The sequence below is a fragment of the Telluria sp. ZT3P25 genome, from assembly GCF_059685895.1.
The window spans coordinates 1-20,233 of sequence record NZ_JCASIJ010000004.1 but is presented as its reverse complement, the minus strand read 5'-3'; the positions used below and the strand labels follow the sequence as shown (position 1 = coordinate 20,233).

At 51.8% G+C, this 20,233-nt stretch carries 22 protein-coding genes; 15 read left to right on the top strand and 7 right to left on the bottom strand.

The features are described from left to right. The first annotated feature begins 2 nt into the window (after positions 1 to 2). A complete protein-coding gene (locus AC56LY_RS23745; RefSeq protein ID WP_499583581.1) occupies positions 3 to 287 on the top strand; it encodes a hypothetical protein in 285 nt (94 codons plus the stop codon). Further along, positions 284 to 628 carry a hypothetical protein gene (locus tag AC56LY_RS23740; protein WP_499583580.1) on the top strand — a complete coding sequence of 115 codons (345 nt, stop codon included), beginning with the start codon at positions 284 to 286 and terminating at the stop codon, positions 626 to 628. The genes AC56LY_RS23745 and AC56LY_RS23740 overlap by 4 nt, the downstream gene beginning before the upstream one ends. A 522-nt stretch (positions 629 to 1,150) precedes the next feature. On the opposite strand, the gene AC56LY_RS23735 is transcribed toward AC56LY_RS23740, so the two are convergent. The 4 genes from AC56LY_RS23735 to AC56LY_RS23720 all read right to left on the bottom strand — a co-directional run bounded on the left by AC56LY_RS23735 (position 1,151) and on the right by AC56LY_RS23720 (position 3,194). Next, positions 1,151 to 1,453, bottom strand: a complete 303-nt coding sequence (locus AC56LY_RS23735; RefSeq protein ID WP_499583579.1) for an EexN family lipoprotein — start codon at positions 1,451 to 1,453, stop codon at positions 1,151 to 1,153. 162 nt (positions 1,454 to 1,615) lie between these two features. Next, on the bottom strand, positions 1,616 to 2,086 hold the full coding sequence (locus tag AC56LY_RS23730) for a hypothetical protein (RefSeq protein ID WP_499583578.1): 471 nt from the start codon (positions 2,084 to 2,086) through the stop codon (positions 1,616 to 1,618). Then, positions 2,086 to 2,808 (bottom strand): P-loop NTPase family protein, encoded by a 723-nt coding sequence (locus AC56LY_RS23725; protein ID WP_499583577.1) that lies wholly within the window; start codon positions 2,806 to 2,808, stop codon positions 2,086 to 2,088. The genes AC56LY_RS23730 and AC56LY_RS23725 overlap by 1 nt, the downstream gene beginning before the upstream one ends. A 2-nt stretch (positions 2,809 to 2,810) precedes the next feature. After that, positions 2,811 to 3,194, bottom strand: a complete 384-nt coding sequence (locus AC56LY_RS23720; RefSeq protein WP_499583576.1) for a hypothetical protein — start codon at positions 3,192 to 3,194, stop codon at positions 2,811 to 2,813. A 351-nt stretch (positions 3,195 to 3,545) separates the two neighbouring features. On the opposite strand from AC56LY_RS23720, the gene AC56LY_RS23715 reads away from it, so the two are divergent. Together AC56LY_RS23715 and AC56LY_RS23710 are read left to right on the top strand one after the other, a co-directional pair. After that, positions 3,546 to 3,908: a plasmid mobilization protein gene (locus AC56LY_RS23715; protein WP_499583575.1), complete on the top strand. Its 363-nt coding sequence runs from the start codon at positions 3,546 to 3,548 to the stop codon at positions 3,906 to 3,908. Next, positions 3,898 to 6,672: an LPD7 domain-containing protein gene (locus AC56LY_RS23710; RefSeq protein WP_499583574.1), complete on the top strand. Its 2,775-nt coding sequence runs from the start codon at positions 3,898 to 3,900 to the stop codon at positions 6,670 to 6,672. The genes AC56LY_RS23715 and AC56LY_RS23710 overlap by 11 nt, the downstream gene beginning before the upstream one ends. 36 nt (positions 6,673 to 6,708) lie before the next feature. Here AC56LY_RS23710 and AC56LY_RS23705 read toward each other — a convergent pair whose 3' ends face one another. Beyond that, entirely contained in the window at positions 6,709 to 7,038 is a 330-nt protein-coding gene (locus AC56LY_RS23705) for an H-NS histone family protein (RefSeq protein ID WP_499583573.1), read from the bottom strand. 477 nt (positions 7,039 to 7,515) lie between these two features. Here AC56LY_RS23705 and AC56LY_RS23700 point away from each other — a divergent pair, with 477 nt between their 5' ends. Next, positions 7,516 to 7,854, top strand: coding sequence for a response regulator (locus tag AC56LY_RS23700; RefSeq protein ID WP_499583572.1), 339 nt, complete (start codon positions 7,516 to 7,518; stop codon positions 7,852 to 7,854). Positions 7,855 to 7,965: 111 nt separating this feature from the next. On the opposite strand, the gene AC56LY_RS23695 is transcribed toward AC56LY_RS23700, so the two are convergent. Continuing rightward, positions 7,966 to 8,826 (bottom strand): DNRLRE domain-containing protein, encoded by an 861-nt coding sequence (locus AC56LY_RS23695; protein ID WP_499583571.1) that lies wholly within the window; start codon positions 8,824 to 8,826, stop codon positions 7,966 to 7,968. A 1,256-nt stretch (positions 8,827 to 10,082) separates the two neighbouring features. On the opposite strand from AC56LY_RS23695, the gene AC56LY_RS23690 reads away from it, so the two are divergent. Both AC56LY_RS23690 and AC56LY_RS23685 read left to right on the top strand, forming a co-directional pair. Then, a complete protein-coding gene (locus tag AC56LY_RS23690; protein ID WP_499583570.1) occupies positions 10,083 to 11,246 on the top strand; it encodes a GGDEF domain-containing protein in 1,164 nt (387 codons plus the stop codon). 213 nt (positions 11,247 to 11,459) lie between these two features. Then, positions 11,460 to 11,789 (top strand): hypothetical protein, encoded by a 330-nt coding sequence (locus tag AC56LY_RS23685; RefSeq protein ID WP_499583569.1) that lies wholly within the window; start codon positions 11,460 to 11,462, stop codon positions 11,787 to 11,789. A 344-nt stretch (positions 11,790 to 12,133) separates the two neighbouring features. Here the strand turns inward: AC56LY_RS23685 and AC56LY_RS23680 are convergent, their stop codons facing one another. Next, the gene (locus tag AC56LY_RS23680) at positions 12,134 to 12,451 is read right to left on the bottom strand and encodes an H-NS histone family protein (protein WP_499583568.1); all 318 of its coding nucleotides are present in this window, start codon (positions 12,449 to 12,451) and stop codon (positions 12,134 to 12,136) included. Between the two features lie 313 nt (positions 12,452 to 12,764). Between AC56LY_RS23680 and AC56LY_RS23675 the strand changes: the two genes are divergently transcribed. The 8 genes from AC56LY_RS23675 to AC56LY_RS23640 all read left to right on the top strand — a co-directional run bounded on the left by AC56LY_RS23675 (position 12,765) and on the right by AC56LY_RS23640 (position 19,804). Continuing rightward, entirely contained in the window at positions 12,765 to 12,983 is a 219-nt protein-coding gene (locus AC56LY_RS23675) for a hypothetical protein (RefSeq protein WP_499583567.1), read from the top strand. Between the two features lie 1,931 nt (positions 12,984 to 14,914). Continuing rightward, positions 14,915 to 15,328 (top strand): toll/interleukin-1 receptor domain-containing protein, encoded by a 414-nt coding sequence (locus tag AC56LY_RS23670; RefSeq protein WP_499583566.1) that lies wholly within the window; start codon positions 14,915 to 14,917, stop codon positions 15,326 to 15,328. A gap of 429 nt (positions 15,329 to 15,757) precedes the next feature. Then, positions 15,758 to 16,339, top strand: coding sequence for a recombinase family protein (locus AC56LY_RS23665; protein ID WP_499583565.1), 582 nt, complete (start codon positions 15,758 to 15,760; stop codon positions 16,337 to 16,339). Between the two features lie 10 nt (positions 16,340 to 16,349). After that, positions 16,350 to 16,631, top strand: coding sequence for a hypothetical protein (locus AC56LY_RS23660; RefSeq protein WP_499583564.1), 282 nt, complete (start codon positions 16,350 to 16,352; stop codon positions 16,629 to 16,631). A gap of 255 nt (positions 16,632 to 16,886) precedes the next feature. Next, positions 16,887 to 17,246 carry a helix-turn-helix transcriptional regulator gene (locus tag AC56LY_RS23655; RefSeq protein WP_499583562.1) on the top strand — a complete coding sequence of 120 codons (360 nt, stop codon included), beginning with the start codon at positions 16,887 to 16,889 and terminating at the stop codon, positions 17,244 to 17,246. 232 nt (positions 17,247 to 17,478) lie between these two features. After that, entirely contained in the window at positions 17,479 to 17,865 is a 387-nt protein-coding gene (locus tag AC56LY_RS23650; protein WP_499583561.1) for a hypothetical protein, read from the top strand. A 323-nt stretch (positions 17,866 to 18,188) separates the two neighbouring features. Continuing rightward, positions 18,189 to 18,461, top strand: coding sequence for a hypothetical protein (locus tag AC56LY_RS23645; RefSeq protein ID WP_499583560.1), 273 nt, complete (start codon positions 18,189 to 18,191; stop codon positions 18,459 to 18,461). A 218-nt stretch (positions 18,462 to 18,679) separates the two neighbouring features. Beyond that, a complete protein-coding gene (locus AC56LY_RS23640) occupies positions 18,680 to 19,804 on the top strand; it encodes an ATP-binding protein (protein WP_499583559.1) in 1,125 nt (374 codons plus the stop codon). The last annotated feature ends 429 nt before the right edge of the window (positions 19,805 to 20,233 follow it).

Below are 20,233 nucleotides of genomic sequence, written 5' to 3'. Positions count from 1 at the left end.
ACATGAAATCACAAATGCGTTGTTTCGCAAATCAGAACACTAAAAGGGCACGTGCCACCGCGAGGCGCTTGACTCGTATTCTCCGCGATCTTAAAAGCAATCCATCCCGTAATTTTCGCTTATATAGCGAAGCCGCGACACTTGCTGAAAAGGTCTCTTATTTTTTGCGTGAGTCGGAAACGGGTGGACGGATCATCCTTACAGAAGACGGACAAAGACGACAATTTTTTTTAGTTGGCAGGTTAAAAGAGTATTCTATTTGCCAAGCCGGAGGAACGACGATATGAGCACACAAATTGACAAAGGCGAATGCGATATTTGCGGTGACGAGCTGGACGAGGAACAACCGGCGGGATGCTGTGCCGTCTGTTCGACGGGGCGGCTACCGCGCCGCTTGACCAATCAAGAATTTCTCATGGACATGATGACGTTTAGCCGTTTTGGGCCTATGACTGAGGTCTTCATCATGGAGGCAGTACGGCTGCATGCTCAGGCGGTCGCGGTCCAGGACCCCGACAAGGCCGACCAAAATTCGATGGTTTCGCCGCACTTGTGGGTAAATGTTGCCCGCGATATCACGGACCGTTTCGAGCAGCGGACCTATTCGGCCACTAGAAACCGTGATTAGTTTTCGCTAGCGCGAAAAGATGGTGACAGACCCACGTCCAGGCGGCGCGTCGTTTGTCACCATTATTTCGCGGGGGAAAAATTCCTCCGACAACACCACACGTCACGACACGTGACATTGCCCCCATACTGCAAAACCGGTTTTAAGACACGTGAGAGATCGGAACGGGGGCGCCCCCGGCGGTCCTGGCGAAGGCCAGGATGCCGCCGAAGGACGGCACCCCCTGTCACGTGGGAGGTTTAGGGGCGTTTTGACCGGGCCGACCCCGGTCAGCCCCGCCCGCCCACCCCGAGCCGCTCATTGTGCCTCTGGCCTTGCTTTACCTAGCGATCGCTAGATAGACCCAAAACAGAAGCATCGATGTCAGTGCCAAACCAAAAAATGGGACGGGTTCCCATCTCATGAATATGAAGCTTCGGATGCCTCGACCGATCGTCTTCAACATTCTCGCTGCCATCTTCATTGTGTTCCTCCTGGTTGGCACTGTGCCGAGCCTCGCCCTAATCTTTTTGATTGCGTGCGTTACTTGTTCTCGAAGGTCAAGGGCTTGGGTTTAATTGCTTTATTCGGGTTTCCCATAGATGCGCTGGTATCGGCTGATGAAGCATTAACACAGTTAGGTGTCGCAGCTAGGTCACCTGGATTGTTATTACATTTGGCGAGAACGTCTTTGCGTTCGGCATCATGCGCTTTATACCAATCGACGGTTTGTGTAGGTTGGGAAATTTTTTCATTATTGCAGCCCGCCAAGAAAGAAAGCGTTCCGAACATCGCGGAAATTAATATGTTTTTTGTCATAATATTTTTTCGAATGGACGATTGCACGGTTACCGTGCGAACTTCGCATCGAACGATTTGTTCCGTTCGTTCGAAATGTCTTTCTCTTCTCGATCTACTGCCAAGTAACCAACGATGGCAACCAGCAGTGCTATGATAATTCCGATCGAAATTCTTCGCATAATATGTCCTTAGGCCGGTGACGGCATGTTAACGGATTTGCAAAATGGCCAACATTAGCCCTGACGCTACGATACCACCAATCATGGCGTGTACGACAGAGAGGCCCCACGCCTGTTTTTTGTTCTTTTGTACTTCATCTGTGGCATCTCTTAGCAATCTTACGGCAACTTGCATTTCAGAACTGATGGCTACTTTCGCAGTTGTAAGTATCTCGGTTTTTGCCTCGACAGCTGCTTTAAGCGCAGAGTTCAAATGTGCTTGATCGGCGCGCTCTGCCAGGTCTTTGCCCGCTGAAACAAGATTTCGATGCAATACGACCAGGCTCCCAATTCGTTCGTCTAACTCCCCAATATTCTTAGTTTGTGTTTCAAGAAAAGCTTTCATTAGCTCTTCGAAAACTGCTTCATTAAGCGCGACCACGGTGAATACCGGATCAATCGCATCAATGCGAACTCCGGTTCGCTCGAATACTTGGTTTTGTAGTCGCTGAATATCCATTACCATTCAACCTGGTCGAGTTTTGAGAAAACGTCGCGGACGACTGTTCCGAGGCGACTTTTTTCCAGAATATTGAAACCGGTTTCTGACGCATTGATTTCTTTCAATGTTAAACGAGCTTTGTTCATGCGTCGTACATCGTCCCCAAACGTATCCGAGTTTCTGCCTTGCAGAAGCACAACGCCTCTTACATTTTGGCTGTTATCGCTGAAAGTTTTTGTTTCGATGAAATTTTCTGTTGTTCCCCAGTTTGCATTTTCGTTGAGCCATATAATCATTGGACAGTTTGTTTGTTTTGTCAATGATACAAAACCGGCGGTAGTATCTTTTAAGTTATCGCCGCCACCAATGATCGTGTGAATGTACACTTGCTTTCCTGACTCCATCATCAAATCGATAAAGTCGTTTTCCATCAAATATGACATCAATGGTGAAAACGTGTTTGCGCCATTATCAATTACGATGTTTTTCTTACTTTCGAAAACTTCTAAAAGCATCTTATCGAACATTTTTCGGTTGATGGTGCGATCCGAATTCATGACGTCAACTAAATGGACATTTAGCGATTTGTAGTCTGCAAAAGTTGTGTTCTCTTGATCGGTGTCATAGCATTCAAGTGACCCTGGGAATCTGTCGGCGATCCATTGTGCTATCAACGAAGCTGTCAATGTTTTGCCGATACCGCCTTTGCCTTGCAAGATGAAGTGTACTGAGTTTTCCATAGTTATATGTTTCCTGTTTTATCGTGTTTAAAATGTTTGCTTTCAGCATCGCGTTTTTGTTCCTCAAGCATCGCCCGCATTTTTTCAGCTTGATTCAACGGTGGTTTCGCCAGCTTTGGTCCTTCGTCATCTTTACGAAGATTGCTATTAGCGACTGATTCGTTTGCTTGCTTTTCGGTTTCCCCTGTGTTCTGCTTTGTTTGCTTGGCTAAGAATTTCCTAACCATTTCCCGCGAAATGTCAATCTGGTTGAGTGCTAACCAGTCACGGATTTGTAGGTCTGTGTACCCTTTCGATTTCAACGCCACGATTTGCTCTTTAAATGGAAACAATCGTGACCGTTTTCTACCGGGTGGTGCTCCGTTTACGAATTCTTCTATGTCCATTTTTCCTCTTGAGATACGGTGTGTTGGTCGAAAAGCATCGTACGCTCTGCAACGGGGCAATGCAACCGAAATGCAACCGAAATGCAACCAAGTGCGACTATGTGCAACCTCGGTGCAAGTCTCACGCAACCATTATGCAACCATATGCAACCGTGTGCAACCGGGTATTTCGTTTGTTGCGCAAATTTAGACGTATATCTAGGCACGACAGATATGAATACAAAACCCTGACGGGTTTGGTATCATATCCGTGCCAAAGGGGAATCCCCTTTGAAACCCCTGCGTCCTACGGACGCCGGGAACCCGCCCTGGCGCTGTCTAGGGTCACCGCGACGCGTTGAGTAGAAGACTATGGCACGACCTAACAAAACGGCAGAGCCGCTGACAGAACCATTCTCATTCCGTACCGGTAAGACGGTGGCCGATGCTTTGCGCGCAAAGATCGAAGCATCCGGTTTATCCAAGGGTGAGTTCTTTCGTGATGTCGCCCTTAGCAACAAGACGGTAGTTGTAGCCCGACCAGTTGCGAGCCTTGACAAGAAGCGTATGCAGTTCCTTTTCAATAAGGCCAGCAATAATTTGAACCAAATTGCCTTTGTTCTGAATTCTGCTAATGCGTCTGGAAAAGTTTCCGAACCTCTGTGCAAGGACTCTCTGCGCGCTCTGGAAGATATCGCTAAATATTTGAAAGTGGCATTGAACCATGTTGATTAGGGTCGGGGGCGGTAGCTCCGGTATTAAGGAGTATCTGGAACGCGGCCATAAACAGGGCCGGGAGCATTCGCGTGACGAGTTGGATGAGCGGGTTATTCTTGCTGGCGATCTGGAATTTACCGATCAAATCATCAATGATTTAGACATCAACAGCGAAAGATATTTACATATAACTCTAGCTTTCAAAGAAGACGAAGTTTCGCATGAAACTTTATCTGCCATTGCACGTGATTTCCAAGAGTTCGCATTTGCGGCGTATGGTGAAGATGAAGTTAACTTTTATGCCGAAGCTCATCTACCCAAGATAAAAAGTTATGTTAGTCAGAAAACTGGGGAATTGGTTGAGCGTAAACCTCATGTTCATATAATTATACCAAAAGTGAATATGCTTAGTGGGGGGCATTTGAATTCGCTTGGAATGGTTGAACATAACGAGCGGTTTATAGATGCATTCCAGGAGCATGTGAATAACAAGTATGGTCTGGCATCGCCAAAAGATCATCGACGGCTTACATTTATGAATGCTTCCGATATGATCCAACGATATAAGGACGATCATTTCGATGGGCATAACAAAGACCTAAAGAAAGAAATATTAGGCGCGGTACTGGAAAGAAACATTACCGATTACGAAGCCTTTAAGAGCATGGTTAAGGAATTCGGGGGGACACGTACTCGTAATGCTGGCAAAGATAGCGAATACCAGAATGTGAAGCCTTCTGGTCAAGCTAAGGGCGTAAATCTAAAGGATTTTGTTTTTTCTAAGGAGTTTATCGAACTTCCTGACGCTGAGAAGAAGGCTGCGTTGACTACAGAGTTGGAGCACAAATACGAAATACAAGGCCAGGCTAGGCGTGATCCTAGCAATGTCGCGGTTGGTTTGGCTGACTGGCACGCTTATCGCGCCCTGGAGATTAAGTATTTGAACAGCGGCAATAAGAAGCTATACAAAACCTACAAAGAAGCAGGGCCGGAGGATAAGCAGCGCATCCTCTCTGAGCAGGCGCGCAAATTTTACGATAAGTATCAGGAACCTAAACATGAGCCAGAAAAATTCCGAAGAAATCCCTTCGATCATCAATACGGATTTAAACGACCCGAGCTTGAGCTGGGAAGACGACTTGATGGCCCAAGGGCCGAGCGACTCGATGGACGGGCCGATGGACGGATCGATGGACGGGCCGATGGACGGATCGATGGACGGGCCTCTGGAGGCGCAGGAGGTGAGCGGGGAGGATTCGGGGCCACCGGAGCCGGCGACGTTCGAGGAACCGACTGGGACGGCCTTACAGCCCTCAGGATCGCATTTGCCACAAGTGGGAAGTACGACACTTTCCCAACTTCCCGAGGTCAGGCAACCAAAACCATCAACGGTGTGCGAACAATGTCCGGCATCGATGTGGCAAGCGACCCCGGTCGGCCTAAAGTGCTACTGCAGGATCATGCACGTGTTCAGTTGGACCACGGCAGAACCGGTGGAGCTGACTCATTGCGACGGGATAGCTATCGCCAGCGCGAGTTAAACCCAACTGGTCGCGCCACTGATTCGGCGCTCGGTCAGCATGCGCGTAATTTCGAGCAACGGCGCCAGGTTGGCGCAGCTGGTGAACTGGCGGAGTTCAAGGAGATTCGTTCTCACCTCGATGCGCGACGTTTGCTTGCGGACCTGTCTGTGTCACATGGAGTTTTGATCGACAAGTACCCAGTATCGTCATCATCTGACGGAAGTGACCGTATCCGGGTTGGCAATCGGAATCTAAACGTGTCGGATTTTCTGACCAAGGAAATGCGGTTGCCTTGGCAGGAAGCGGCGTCGATCTTGCGTCAGTCATATTCGCGTCAGGTCGAGCAGCGGCCGGTTAACGATCCGCGTCGCGCTCCTTCACAAGCGTTGTGGCGAGAGTTTCAAGAAGAGCGCAATGCGCGTGGTGGCCAGCGTCAATTGTTGAGTGCGCAGCTTAGAAGCGAACAGGCGCGCCGAGCAGCGCTGCGGGAGACAATGGCGCGTGCGCGCCAGCATGCGGAGTCGCTGCCACCAGCGCAGCGCAAGGCGGCACATTCTCTTGCACGAATGACCTTTGTTACAGGCGAAAGCGCTTTGAAGGATGCCATCAAGGTTGAACGTGCTCAGTTTCGTGCGCCGATCAGTGAGCAGTATCGCGGATTTTTGCGTGAGAGTGCGCAGGGTGGCAGTAACGATGCGCTGGCCGAGCTGAGGCGAATGGCCCCGGCCAATAAGATCGTGCCCGGCAATTTGGGTTCCATTGGTCCTGTACACACACACAGCGACCCGAATTCAATGATCTATCGAGGGAAGGAAATGCGTCACGTCGTCCACAGCAACGGCGACGTTGTCTACACCCTATCAGGTCGTGCCATCATCCAAGACAAGGGTGAAAAACTTGTAGTGTTGCAGAATGATAGTGCAGCAATCGAAGCGGCGCTGCGGCTTGGCCAAGCAAAGTACGGCGGTGTTCTGGTACTAACTGGCCCTAAAGATTTTCAAGAGCGTGCGGCGGTTATCGCAGCCGAGGCAGGGCTAAATATCAGCTTTACGGATAAGAGAGTCGATGCTGTTCGACAGCATCGAGCGTCAGAGCTGGCATTTGACCGGGCTTTGCGACAGGCTCATCGCGAGTTGGGCGAACGTTTCGTGGACGATCAAAGGCACAGTAAGAAGACTGAAAATGCACCGAGTAAGACGGTCGACCGATCCGGACCAGCGAAGAACCAGGATCGTTCCGAGAAGGGCCCGGAACGCTGATCGGCCACAGTTGCCGTCTTCGATGTACGGTCGAAGTTAGATCCGGAAATCTGACAACTGTTTCCCGCTGGCGATACCTTCTGCAATCCATCTCGGTTGACGCCCCCTCCCCGTCCAAGTCTGGGCCTGGTCCGCCGGATTTTGATACTGCGGCTCTACTTTTTGACCTTTCCCCTTGGACAGCTTCTTGCTATTCAAAGCAAGCAGTTCCTCTACCGACAAACCGGCCTCTTCCGCAATCGCCAAAATCTGCTGACGTGCCTTTGTCAGATCGCCCTGTTGACGGGTTTTGATCTCTTGTTCGATGTTGAGCTGTAAGCCTTTCAGCTCTTTAACGTTGTAGTTTGATAGATCGATGTTCGTCATTCTTCGTTCCTTTTCGATGATTGATAACGTAATGGAGACGATTTTACTATGTCTTCATCCAATCAGACCGCAGGTTGACACGGTAGTCCACCATTATCAGATACGTAGCATGCCTCAATGCCCATCTGTGACTTTCTGAAATAGGTGCGACGAAAGCTACTGCGGCACCGGGCTGCGCCCGCTAGATTTTGCTAATAGCTGCGACGATTTTTCGCTGAATAGCTGCGACGGACCCGTACGGATATCGAAATAGCTGCGACCCACTTTGTCCCTGACCTGACAATCGTCGTAACGCCACCAGCAGGGAATGGGACCGGCTGCTTCCGACCCAAAGTATGCTCCGGTCAGTGCCCGCGAGTCTGTCCGGATCTACAGAAGGCTGCTTACATGACCGGCCCAAGCCAACATATTTACAGATGACTGACATTAGCAAGTAAACGCCATACGGCGAAAGCCATCGAAACACCTAGCAGACCTATGACTAAACGTCACATATTACTCGTCGATGATGAGCCTCATGTGCTGCGTGTGTTACGCCTGGCACTGGAGCGCGAGGGATATAGCGTCGCTACCGCTAAGGACGGCAATGACGCGTTGTTAGAATTTGCAAGCTGCCTTCCGGATGTGCTTATCACCGATATTAAAATGGATGGCATGACCGGTCGTACGCTATGCCAGTTAGCACGTGAAATGTATCCAGATCATCCGTTTCTGATTTTAGTGATGGCGTCAATGACTGCTATGGACGAACGTGCTTGGGTCCAGCAGTTGCAGAACACGGACTCCTCGAGAAGCCACTCTCTTCCCGTCAACTGATAGCAAGGCTTTCATGCTATTTTCGGACAAGCCAATGAATCAATAAGCCTGCTATTGACCTACTACTGCCAGTCCACGGCGTCAGTATTTCGCTAACTGCCGCGACACAGTTCAACACTCGGTGGAAAATTTGACGCGCAGGACGGGGCTCATGCTGCTCATGGCGTCCATGCTATAGAACGTCACACTTTTCCCAGGGTCAGGCAGGCGCAGAAGCATGCCATAGTTCGCCAGCCGCCCGCTGACCCAGCCGTCGACCAAGCCGGTCACGTCCCAAGTAGTCGCTCCGGGATTTATACGGGTGCTAGCGATCACCGGCGCACTGTAGTTGCCACCCTTCCAAGATACCCCCGGCTGTGCGCTAGACCATGTGGCGTTAGCGACCCACTGCGTCGTCATCCGGTGTACGTTGACGGTAGGGGTAAGGGTACCAATGCCGTTTTTATGCAAGATGAGCTGTGCTGACAGAACTGCGGAATTTGCCGGAATATCCGTCATAGGCCAGAAGATCAATGCATTCGACTGTCCCGAAGTGACCACAAGGTTAGTGGAGGTATTCATCGTCCCCAGGCTCGGATCAACATAGGTATCCAGCACTTCACCGCCAAGGTTCTTGGTTTGGCTGTTGGTGAGATCGACGAGGTTGATCTGATCTCTTGTTAGGGTAGCATTTGCTCCTGCGGCCGTGGCGGCGGTCGCGATAACATTAATCGCTTTCGGCGGCGCTCTCGTGATATTTGCGCTTAGCGTAGCGTTTGCTAGTGTTATCGGTGTGAAGGAGGCTCTGCCGCACTTCGTGTCAACTTGATTGGTCCATTTTGCGGCCGCCACAGCAGCTTCGGCAAGGTAAGCGGCATTGCGTTTTTCGTAGTCGGACTGGATCGATTGAAGCTCCATGGTAGCGGCGCGGTTTATGCTAAACGACAACGCTGCGATGCTGGCTAGTATCAAGGCCACCATCAACAGAAGCACCCCTGACTGCCGGTGAGTATGTAGCCTAGGCTTCACTGATTGACCTCGATTTGGGCGGGCGGGTAAGTAGTTACGTTATTGCTTTGCGTGGCAAGTGTTAGTTGCATTTTCATCGAGCCAAAATGGCTTTCCTCCAAACCACGGGGCGGGCGGCAGCTCATAGCCGATACCGGACGGTCAGCCATGGTTAGTGTAGTCTACCGTTGCATCGTGAGCAACTAATGCCTGTAAATGTTACTGGATTACAACAAACTGCTGCCCGGGATACTGCTGAGTTGCATTCGGCCGGAATCCGCATCGATTTATAATCAATGAGTTATACATTGATTGCGTAATTTATGCGTAGTTGCTACGGGCTGTTTAAGAAGTGCAACGCGAGTCAATCACGCAAATTTGAGCGCTACCAATGTGTGCTTTCGGCCCAGGCTGTGTAAAAACGCGTGATCGGCGTGTTTTCAGGGGTCCCTTTACCATTCCCGACCTCGAGAAAACGCCGTAGCGAGCGATCTGAGAGGTCGACTGTCGTCAGGCCGACGCCTAATTTGCGTTTTTACACAGCCTGGGCCCGAAGCAGACATGCCTTCCAAACGGACCGTTTGCTAACCCTACTGCGATATCAAGTATGCCGCCTTAAGCACACGACGATCCTTGTCTAACGCTACAAGCCAGGCCTCGTCTACGATTGACAGCCGATTTCGAACCACAGTCGCTCCACGCGTGGGTCGATACACGCGTCGTTAACGTACCTACGATACCCCGTGCCTTGATGCTCACGTGTATTAGGCGGACCGAAGAGAGCGACCACCTTTTCTTCGCTGTCGCCTTTTTGTACTTGGGCCATAGCTACTTCGCCACGATGCGACTCGTACGAACAGACAGTTATATATCCGACGGGAACCAACGCAATCGCAGCTCGAAAGGCCCATATTTTCATTTTTGATCGATTCATCGAAATGTCTAAATCTGCTAGCAGCGCTGTGATGTTAACGTCCTCTTTTGGCCAAACCCGGTTGTTCGCGTCAGCTTAGCAGTTTGCCAGGCTGGAGGAGTCGCCGATCGTCTTTACAAGTAGCTACCGACGCAATGCAAGCAGTGTTCTAAGTCTCGAGACGCCTAAGCTGATGCTTCTGGCCAACTGAAACAGTTGCTTGTGCCCCATGGCGTGGTTTGCCGATTAGATCCGTCTTTACGTAACTTCTTTACAGCAATTCAATTAGTCGCTAAAGTCTTGCTCCATCCTACCTTATACCTACCCCATGTCGAAGCTGCAGTCTCCCGGTGACATCAGGTGCTGGCATAGTGAATTTGCTTCTGTAACAATCGAATCTAGCTTTTTGCAAGACCATGGCAACGTCATCCAGGGTGAATCAGTGCGTTCGCTTGCGTTTTGCGGGATTTTTTTTTGCGCATTTGGCCTTGCTGACCTGGCCCAACTCGGCTATGGCGATCAAGCACTGGCACTGTTTGTAGCCCGTCTCATGGTCACGATCGTGGCGTTGATTGGTATCGTGATGATTCGCCGCAGTTCCAATCCAGCGCGTACCGCCTACCGCGCGGCTACTGTCTTTACCAGCCTGGCAATGCTGACGTTCTTGCTAGTCGCTTATTTCCGGGGTGACTTGCTGCTTCACGGTATGTCGATGGCTATTATGCTAATCATCGTCTATCTATTCATCCCGAACCGACTTGTCAACGCCACTATCGTCGCACTCAGTGCGAGCATCGCCTTCTTGGGGCTTGTGTATGCTGTCGATATGGTAAGCCTGCGTCAGCTGTCGACTATGACAATGCTCCTCATCCTCGCAAATCTATTCAGCGCCATTGCCGCACGGCGCGACGCTCATTCATCGCGCCGACAATACTGGACTCATCAAATTCTGCTCAACCAGGCTATGAGGGATCCCCTAACCGGCGTCTTCAACCGTCGTCATCTGAACGCTGGCCTGCTCGACAAAGAAATTGACCGCGCTCGAGTTCATGGGGAATCGCTTACCGTCATCATATGCGACATAGACGGTTTCAAAGCCGTCAACGATACTCATGGACATCTGGCTGGGGACACGCTTCTAAGAGATTTCGCGCACCTATTGCTTTCCATGACCCGAGACGGTATTGATACAGTCGTGCGCTACGGCGGTGAAGAGTTTTTATTAATTTTGCCTGACACCAATTTGCCCAATGGCCTCGCCCTTGCGGAGCGCATTCGCACAAAATTAACTGAAGCCAGAAGCATGCATGGCGATGTCCGGATCAATGCTACAGCAAGCTTTGGGGTGGTCAGTACGTGCCTTTTGCCCCATCTTCCAACAATAGCAAGCCATGCCTTGATAGCACGCGCTGATGAGCTTATGTACGCGGCCAAACGTAGCGGTCGGAACCAGGTTCATGTGGCCGAATGGGACGTTACTAGCTCTACTTAAGCCGAAGTTCCGTAGTACCGTACTCGCGCCAAGCTATCTGCTTGCGGTGCATCGGCTTACGAGGCCTGTGCGGCGAAAGCTTCTGCCGTCAATCTGAATTAATGATGCTAGAAGCCGCATGCTCGAATACGTTCGCGCTCATACAGCAGTCTTCCTTATCAACTCGCTTGACACTATCGATGTTACTTTCGATTTGACCTGAAACGTAATTTGGTGGAAGATTATCATTCTAAACCTGTTATTACAGTGGTCAGGCAACTAATTGGAGACTTGATTATGAGCGGATTTGCCCCTTCGAAGTCGGTTAATCCTTGGATTGAGGGTGACTACCGTGTCTACGGTTATGCTATTCCGGCTCCTGATGGTACTTATTGGCCAGCGTACATAATAGAGCGAATTCAAGGAATTTCCGATGCACCTAAGAAGGCAGTGGAACTTCATCAAGTAGATATCCAAACTTTTGCTACGCAGGGACTCGCTAAAATGATGGCCGTCTCCCACGGTCTTCAGCGAGTTCGCACCAAGGATCGCTTGGGCTGCTAGCTTCAGCATTTTTGTCAAAAATCGGCCTGAGATGCCAAGGTCGCTGTGATTTAAGAACACCTACCGCTAAGCAGCTAACCAGTTCGCAGACTACTGTATGTCTGCTTTTGGTCCAGGCTGTGTAAAAACGCGCGATGGGCGCTTTTTTAGGGGGCCCTTTACCATTCCCAACTTCGAGAAAACGCCGTAGCGCGCGATCTGAGAGGTTGGTGTCGCCAAGCCGACGTCTAATTTGCGTTTTTACACAGCCTGGGCCGAAACCGGACGGTCGTTACAGCATCACGGGCACCCTGTAGTCAAGTCGGTCATGTGGAAACACAACCGACTACCGCGCTTCTTACTGCTTAGACCTTCGTGTCGTCCAGGCTTTTTCCAGCGGCAAGCCAATCCTTGACCCAACCAGGTTGACGTCCGCGACCGCTCCACTGTTTGGTGGAGTCATCTGGATGACGAAATTTCGCTTCCTGTGGCTCGGATTGGCCTTTTTTGGATCCTTTTCCTGCAAGAAGTTCGTTGACTGAAAGACCTGCCGCCCGGGCAATATGAAGAATTTGCTCCCGCGCTTGGCTAACCCCAAGAAAATGACGTTTTTTAAGTTCTTCAACAATTTGTGCTTCTAGCGTACGCAACTGCGACAGGGAGTACTTTGATAGTTCTTGCATGATGTTCCTGAAAAGGTTAAAAATAGTTTGCGACGATCATACTCGATCCGAGCCCAATATTCTGCAGACATCCCTGTACAGATACATGATGTAACAAATGCAGCTCTGCCAAGCCTAACCAAAAAATAAATTTGGAGGAGCATTAAGATAATGCTCTTTATCAGCCAAGCATTTATTAATTTAGGTAATCCATAATAATCACAACTTGAGTGCAAAATAAAATGATTTTTGATCTTGTGTTTGACATAAGATAAGTTCTACGCTGCCGGCTGTCAGGGTGCTAGGATGGCAATTCCACTACCAAGGATAAATCATGGACAACGAACAAAAAGCAGGTGTTTATGAACACGCTTTGATTGCCGTGCTGTATGCGGCCCAAAAGGAAGGCGTCAATCTGGAAGCGCTTCTAGCGCACGCCAGGAATGACACAGCTGGCCATCCCGGCTTGCGTCCAAATCCCAAGGACTTGTCTGCAGTCTTGATAGCCATCGAGCACACCATCAACGATGTAAAGATCACCAGTAAGAAATAATCTGCTCTCCCATGTCGGCCACAGCAAAGTGTTATTCCTTGCTTCCTTCCTGGTTCGTCTTCCGCGATACGTTGAGCAGTATTCCCATCTCAATAATGGTTGTAATATTGCTACTCCCCTCACCGATTAAGGAATAAAAGATGTCTCACCATCAACAAATCATGCAGAACTGCAGGCGGGGCGCCATTGAGTTGGCACTCATAGTGAAAGATGTGAAGCGTAGGAAAATGCCATCAACAAAAGTTCTTCTTGTAGAAGGTTTTGGTGATGCTCGTAGCATGCTGAAACACTATGAGAGATATTTGTCTGGTGTGTCTCGGCATACTATCGCTCATGCTGGCAACGCAGCTTCGCAGCACAACGTCAACCCAACCAGCGTATCGAGCATGAGTGATTCCACGATGGCTCCAAGCGTCGAGAATGCTAGCAGCGACGGTGATGGCGACGGTGATGGCGACGGCGACGGCGACGGGCCTCGACGTTCCTCTAATTCTGCTCGTTCGCAATATCCTACCTCAAAGTACCCTACCCCCCCCTCGCGCTGTCCGGCGCAAATCAACACTCAAACGTCATCTTTTTGTGTCTATGTATCAACATGGACTAATTGCGCTCGTCGGTATCATTCTCATGGTTCTGATTACAGCACAGGTCTTTGCCTTCAGTGGCCATCCTGAGCTTGCGAGAACATGTCTTGAACTCCTCAAAGGATGGGAGTTGGTCAGCCGAATAATACCTACCATATAGATCTAGGAGTGGCATAACTCACAACTCTCTCGCTGCTCAAATTGGGTGAGAAATCACTCAATTTGAATAACTTTCCTAATCGCCTTCGTCGTCATCCCCAGGCATCACGAAGTAGGTTTTAGTGCAGGGCAGGGTCAACGAGCGGTGGTCATTGGATGGTTGCAGCGCTCGGCTCCGGTTCGCTCACAGGCCGGGCGCGGGTCCTATCCCCTAGCCGCCGCTAGGGGGCTCCCCGAGCTTGTCGTTACGACCGCACCAGCCACTGTACTTATTGGCAGCGCTTTTCCACACAATCGCATGCGGCCGCAGTGCCGAGGTGCAGGCCGGCGTTGTTTAACTAGGCGCGAGCTGACGGCAGCTGCTGCTCAGGGCGGCCACCTGCAGCGCGCCGCGGTGCAAAAGGCGCCGCTCACAAGCATCGATCGGGTCGTAGCCGCCTGAGTCAGTACGCATCTCGTTCTTCGCGAAGGCACATAAGGTCGTGAAGCTGTACAACCATACAGTTTTTTTCATGACTCGTGGATATTTACAAAAAACTGGGCGTATAATTCCAGGCACTACATCTAGTGCAAAAACGCATTTAGTTGCCACATGTAGTTGTTTATAGTGAGTTCTATTTTTTGGAGGTTCACATGGCAACATCGAAGAAGAGCAACGAGCAGACGTCTCCGTCTGTGGCATCGAAGGCGAGCAAGATCCTGTCGAACCCTAAGTCGACATCGGCACAGAAGAGCGTTGCTGCGTCAGCCCTGACGCAAGCGCGTAATAAGGGCAAGAAGTAATCGTCTGTCAGGAAGACAACATCGCAATTGACGCACGGTCGAACTGGCGAAGCGCCGATGGTACCCGGTACCTTCGGCGCCGAACCCGCTACTTGACCGAGCGATTACAAATGAAAGGATTACGCCATGGCTAGATGCACAGCCCCCAGAAACGGTCACCGCACAGCGAGCGGGGCAGCGGACTGTCCTGCATGTGGTGGCCGCAGCAGGTCATACTCATATTCGTCTTCGTCCTACTCCTCGCCCTACTCCTCGTCGGGGAGCAGCGGCAGCAGCCGGAGCGTCGGCGGGTCCGGTGGCAGCGCAAGGCCGCGCTGGTCGCGAGCAGGGTCGGTAGTGGTATACACGCCTGCCGAGGTGCGGACGCTCACGCCGGTCCGCGAAAACGTAGAAAGGCGAGCGTCCGTGCCCGATCTTCGGGACATCTTCCTGTGCCACGCGTGGGACGACCGGAAAGGGGCCGCGAAGGAACTGCATGATCTGCTCGAGTCGCGTGGCGTTTCGGTTTGGTTCAGCGAGAAGGACGTCGTCCTCGGCACGTCGTTGCTCCGCGAAATCGACAAGGGATTGGCGAAGTCGCGGGTCGGGATCGTGCTGGTGACGCCCGCGCTACTGAGCCGCGTTCGAGCAGAGGGCATCGCCGACAAGGAGCTTTCGGTACTCCTGGCACGTGACCTGCTCGTTCCCATCGTGCACGGTACGACGTATGACGCACTCCGCGAAGTCAGCCCCCTGCTTGGCTCGAGGAGCGGCCTGAGCACCGAAGAAGATTCGATGACAACTGTCGCGGCCAAGCTCGCTGAGCTGGCTACTCCCTAACCTGCACAGGGTTGTCATTAAGATGGGCTGCTTCGGCCCCCAGATTTCGTGGCTTATTGACAACCCTGCGTACGGTACCCCGCACCACCAAGATTGTTAAACATAGCAAGGTCATGTTTAACCTTCTATTCTTGATAAAATACGTTCCCTGCTGACAGCAGCTTGCGTAGAGGGGCTATCGATCTGCTGCTTAATGTGCCCGCCTAGGCATAGCCAAAGCCCCTTCATTCCACGCCCCTCCTCTACTGTACCGTCCTCCTGTTCAATAACGACCGTTTGTGAACAGGGCATTGTTGCCGCCTAAAACAATGTTCAAAAAATAGTGGGTTGACTTATGGACATGTTCGATTTTATGATGCATCTTATTGAACAGGTTTGAACGAGTGTGAACTCGTTCGGATGCCTGAAACGTGCATAAGGAGCAACAACATGGCGGTTTTCGGATATGGCCGGGTCAGTACCAGGGAACAGACGACGGAGAACCAGCGCCGCGAGATCGAAGCGGCCGGCTACACAACTGACTACTGGTACGCCGATGAGGGAGTGTCGGGCAAGGTCTCGGCGGCCCAGCGCCCGCAGTTCGCCAAGATGCTCAGCCAGATCCGCGACGGCGAGACGCTGGTGGTGACGAAGCTCGACCGCCTCGGACGCGATGCCCAAGACATCGGCGCCACGATCAAAACGCTGGCCGCGCGTCGCATCGTGGTCATCGTCCTGCAGTTGGGCAAGCTCGATCTGACCAGTGCCGCCGGCAAGCTCATGCTGAACATGCTGGCTGCCGTCGCCGAGATGGAACGCGACCTGCTGGTGGAACGCACCCAGTCCGGACTGGCGCGCGCGAAGGCAGAGGGCAAGACCTTGGGCCGCCCGACCAGCACGACCGACGAACAGCGCGCAGCGATGACTAGGCAACACCAGGCTGGCGAATCGATCAGCGCACTGGCGCGCACCTTCGGCATTTCCCGCGCCAGCGTCATGCGCGTCGTAAAGCCGGCCGCTACCATCCAGTAAGGGGAACACCATGAAACGTACTTACAAAATCCAGCCTCGTTCTGCCGATCTGGGAGGGGGATGGCACTTGAAGCTGTATGAGGACAATCAGGAAGCCGGTGGCGGCATGTACCCGGTTCGGGAGGACAGCCCGCACGCCGGCATGGAATGGTGGAATGGACTCCCCGAAACACGGCGCGGGCACTGGCTGATGATGGCTGCGTCAGCCATGCCGTCTGCGGCGCGCCATGCTTATTTGCTAGCGAACGCCTACAACGATGCCATGGGCGCAGGTGAGTCCTGGTCGGCTTGAAGCCCGCCTACACAGCGGGATTGACGAGCCAACGATGATAATACGACTTATCATCGAAGAGCTCGGCGCGCTGCACTGGAGGTCGGAGCGCCGAGCATCAATCCGCTGAAACGCGCATGAACAGTGACTCTCAGAAAAGCGCAACTCTGATAGTGTTAGTTCCCGGCGAGGCAATCATGAGGTCAGCGAGCCGAGGTTGATGACGGCGCGCCGGTGCCAGTCCACCTTTCGCTTGAGCGACAGACGCCGCGATCAATGACCCTGCCATCCACCGGATATGTTCGCCAGGCCCAGCTGCTGACCGGCGGCGTCCCGCTCTCGGCCGCAACCCTGTGGCGCAAGGTGAGGGCGCAGACCTTCCCGGCGCCAGTGAAGTTCTCGGCCAGCGTCACCGCCTGGCGGGTTGAGGATGTGCGGGCCTGGATGGAGAATCAGCCAACCCGGCCAGGCAATGCCCGATCGACCAGCGAGGAAGGCGGACCGGTGATCAATGACGCGCTGATCGAGAAACTGGCCGTGCGCCCTGCCGCGCATCGCCTTTTTTTGGATTCCAAATATTCCCCGTCATACGCACGCGCAAGCGATGCGTGCATCAAGCCTGCGGCCAGACGCTAGGCGGGGCCAGAAAACTCTTTCACACAGAGTCCCCCTCGTGCTGAGTGTGATGGCTTACCAAGGCATCGCCCTAAACGCCGAATAGGGTGTTCAGGATGTGGAGTAGTTGGTCGATGTGACGTCACGTCCCATGTTGTAAAGAGCCAGTAAATTAAGGTCCAATGAGACTCAAAATGTGGAAAATAATTGCAAGCCACTTTAGAATTTCATTTTTCTATTGATACGCAGCAATATGAACAAGGCTCCTGTTTTGGTGGTCGACCGCAACGCATTTCAGGCAAAAGAAATTTGTCGAATGCTCCAAGCTAAAGGGCACTTTGGCATTCCTATACCAAGCTTTGCAAATGCGTTGTGCGCGCTGCATGGCGTCGTATTCGATGCAGTAATAGCAAGACTTGGCTCTGATGATCCTTACGAAGCCGTCTTCCTAGAGGAAGCGAAATCACTTCAACCTCTACTAAGGATTATCGCGGTCGCAGATGAGCGGTACTCACTAGAAAATTTTATAAATATCAACGCATTGTTAGCCGTTCCGCTGAATCAAGAGCGGCTCGAAGCTACGGTGCATCAAGTCCTATACAGCCCACCTAGTACGCGAATAGCACTCGACTGCACGTGACGCTTCCCTTTTTTTGACCCCAAGTATTTTCCCTCGTACGCGCGCAGGCGGTGGGTGCGGAAACCTCTACGATCAGACGCGGGGTGGCAGTAGGGGAACTCTTTTACACATGGCTCGTCCTCAAGCTGCGCACGGATGGTTTGCAAGACGTCGCCCTGCGGGCCGGGTAGCGTGCCCAGGATGCGCTGCGGCTGGTCGACGTACAGTGCCAGCGTATGGAAGCGCTTCACCTCCTACAGTAGCGGGCGTACGTCAGTGCTCTCCGGGTTGCGCTCTTAAATGGGGACCAAGTCAGCGCGGGTGAGCGGCGGCTTGAATCGCATATGGGGCCACTGTTCATCCATACAGAATATCAGCGGGTTGATGCACCCTGCCTAATTTTGGCGAAGCCGGGGGTGAGCGGCACGCCCTGCCATACTCAGACTATGGACCAACGAATAGATCATCTCACCGCTACCTATGTCGACCTGGCAACCACTGTTGCAGCCATATTCGGGGTAGAGGTCGGCCTGCGCGTCCTGCAGCAGAGCCCGCCTTTGTATGTTGAGCAGCACGTTTTCGATGAGGTGGACCGCGACGCTGCGGCGCTGCTTTGAACACACCTGAACCGTCTTCGCATGGTGTACCGCGTACTTAGCATCTACCCTAAAATTTGGCGGTGGGCCTTCTAGGCGTCGCTGTCGGTCCGCGCGCAACCGCTGACGCGGCGCACATAGCGCTCTACCGAGCGAAATTATTTCTTCGAATAGGCTATCCTCAGCATTAGAAATCCATGGCTGTCTAACAATATTCCTTTTCCCCAAAAAAGCGCACAATGACCCTTTCAAAGTACATCATCACCCATATGGAGAAGATTCTTGTCGAGTGGGAAGCATTCGCTGCAACTTTTGGCGCAGCTTCGGATAAGATGTCGAGTCTTGAATTGAGAGATCATGCCAAGCAGATCCTAGAATTTGTCGCAGACGACATTCAACAGGATCAAAGCTCAAAACAGGCAGACGCGAAGTCTCATGGCGAGCCAGCAACGTCCATATCGGATGATGATGCTTCCATAACTCATGGAAGATTACGTTACGCCAGCGGATTTACTCTCCTGCAACTAATTGCTGAGTATCGAGCGCTTCGAGCGAGTGTTCTCAAACTCTGGAAAGAAGACGGAGGAGCTGCGCTAATTCAAAACCCTGAGGACGTCATGCGCTTCAACGAAGCAATTGATCAGTCTCTCGCAGCCGCAGCTGTTGCCTACTCTGAAAAGCTGAACGAAACTCGCGACATGTTTTTGGCGATTCTTGGACATGACTTGCGTAACCCCTTGGCAGCAGTGGCAACGGCCGGGACTTACTTGGCAAGGCCAGGTGCTTTTGAAGAGCGAGTTCAGCAGATTGGTGTGCGTGTTAAGCGCAGCGCTGCAACCTTAAACGGAATGGTTAATGACCTTTTGGCTCTAGCCCGTACGCAACTAGGAGAAGGCATTCCGATCATTCGCGAAGATTGTGACCTCCTCCAAATGTGTCAGTGGGCCATTGAAGATGCAAACGCAGCGCATCCCCGCGCCCAGTTCGATCTTCATGCAACCGGTGAACTAATGGGTAGCTTCGATCAATCACGACTGCAGCAGCTGCTAACAAATTTGGCTACTAACGCCGCACAATATGGTACGCCACACGCACCAATTAATATCCATATCGTTGGCCACACAGATCAAATACTTTTGACAGTGCAGAACCAAGGGCCGACCATTCCAGAAAATGTTTTGCCGACCCTATTTACTTCGTTAGTGCAAGCAGCAGACAACGAGAGTGGGTCGAGGGCACGGAGCAATCTTGGCCTCGGCCTGTACATCGCAAGAGAAATTGCCACCGCACATGGTGGTAATATTTCTGCTAGCTCTGATGCCCTAACTGGCACAAAATTTATTGTGAAAATACCTCGTTTGTAATGGTTTTTTCTGTTCTAGGTCGATAGTCGTCCGTAGTGGTGTCTTAGTGTGCTCGATCTAATATTGCCTCCCTTCGGCCATGCTTTAACCTTCCTCACGCGACGAGTTGAACGTTTAACCGACCGGCCCCGCACGCTGAGGAGCGCCGTGGGCAATCCTTCGAGTGGCGCCTTTTTGGACTCGGAAAATACCCCTCTCAAGCGCGCGCGCGTTACCTGTCGCCTTCCATGCGCACTCATGTGCGCATGCCCGCCTGCGTATTAGTGCGAAGTTGCGAGTTGCACTCAAGTCGAGAAAATTTACTATTGATAAAATAGGTTATCAGCAGTACTAGTCGTGTCGGACATATTGACAAGAAAGCACTCTTTTCCTCGATTAACGAGGGTCTGCACAGGAGTGCCAGTCTGGTCGCAATTATTGGGACAAACT

Coding starts and splice junctions, on each gene's coding strand:
- AC56LY_RS23745 (WP_499583581.1), top strand. CDS start 3: ATGAAATCACAAATGCGTTGTTTCGCAAATCAGAACACTAAAAGGGCA.
- AC56LY_RS23740 (WP_499583580.1), top strand. CDS start 284: ATGAGCACACAAATTGACAAAGGCGAATGCGATATTTGCGGTGACGAG.
- AC56LY_RS23730 (WP_499583578.1), bottom strand. CDS start 2,086: ATGGATATTCAGCGACTACAAAACCAAGTATTCGAGCGAACCGGAGTT.
- AC56LY_RS23725 (WP_499583577.1), bottom strand. CDS start 2,808: ATGGAAAACTCAGTACACTTCATCTTGCAAGGCAAAGGCGGTATCGGC.
- AC56LY_RS23720 (WP_499583576.1), bottom strand. CDS start 3,194: ATGGACATAGAAGAATTCGTAAACGGAGCACCACCCGGTAGAAAACGG.
- AC56LY_RS23715 (WP_499583575.1), top strand. CDS start 3,546: ATGGCACGACCTAACAAAACGGCAGAGCCGCTGACAGAACCATTCTCA.
- AC56LY_RS23710 (WP_499583574.1), top strand. CDS start 3,898: ATGTTGATTAGGGTCGGGGGCGGTAGCTCCGGTATTAAGGAGTATCTG.
- AC56LY_RS23705 (WP_499583573.1), bottom strand. CDS start 7,038: ATGACGAACATCGATCTATCAAACTACAACGTTAAAGAGCTGAAAGGC.
- AC56LY_RS23700 (WP_499583572.1), top strand. CDS start 7,516: ATGACTAAACGTCACATATTACTCGTCGATGATGAGCCTCATGTGCTG.
- AC56LY_RS23690 (WP_499583570.1), top strand. CDS start 10,083: ATGTCGAAGCTGCAGTCTCCCGGTGACATCAGGTGCTGGCATAGTGAA.
- AC56LY_RS23680 (WP_499583568.1), bottom strand. CDS start 12,451: ATGCAAGAACTATCAAAGTACTCCCTGTCGCAGTTGCGTACGCTAGAA.
- AC56LY_RS23675 (WP_499583567.1), top strand. CDS start 12,765: ATGGACAACGAACAAAAAGCAGGTGTTTATGAACACGCTTTGATTGCC.
- AC56LY_RS23665 (WP_499583565.1), top strand. CDS start 15,758: ATGGCGGTTTTCGGATATGGCCGGGTCAGTACCAGGGAACAGACGACG.
- AC56LY_RS23660 (WP_499583564.1), top strand. CDS start 16,350: ATGAAACGTACTTACAAAATCCAGCCTCGTTCTGCCGATCTGGGAGGG.
- AC56LY_RS23655 (WP_499583562.1), top strand. CDS start 16,887: ATGACCCTGCCATCCACCGGATATGTTCGCCAGGCCCAGCTGCTGACC.
- AC56LY_RS23650 (WP_499583561.1), top strand. CDS start 17,479: ATGAACAAGGCTCCTGTTTTGGTGGTCGACCGCAACGCATTTCAGGCA.
- AC56LY_RS23645 (WP_499583560.1), top strand. CDS start 18,189: ATGGGGCCACTGTTCATCCATACAGAATATCAGCGGGTTGATGCACCC.
- AC56LY_RS23640 (WP_499583559.1), top strand. CDS start 18,680: ATGACCCTTTCAAAGTACATCATCACCCATATGGAGAAGATTCTTGTC.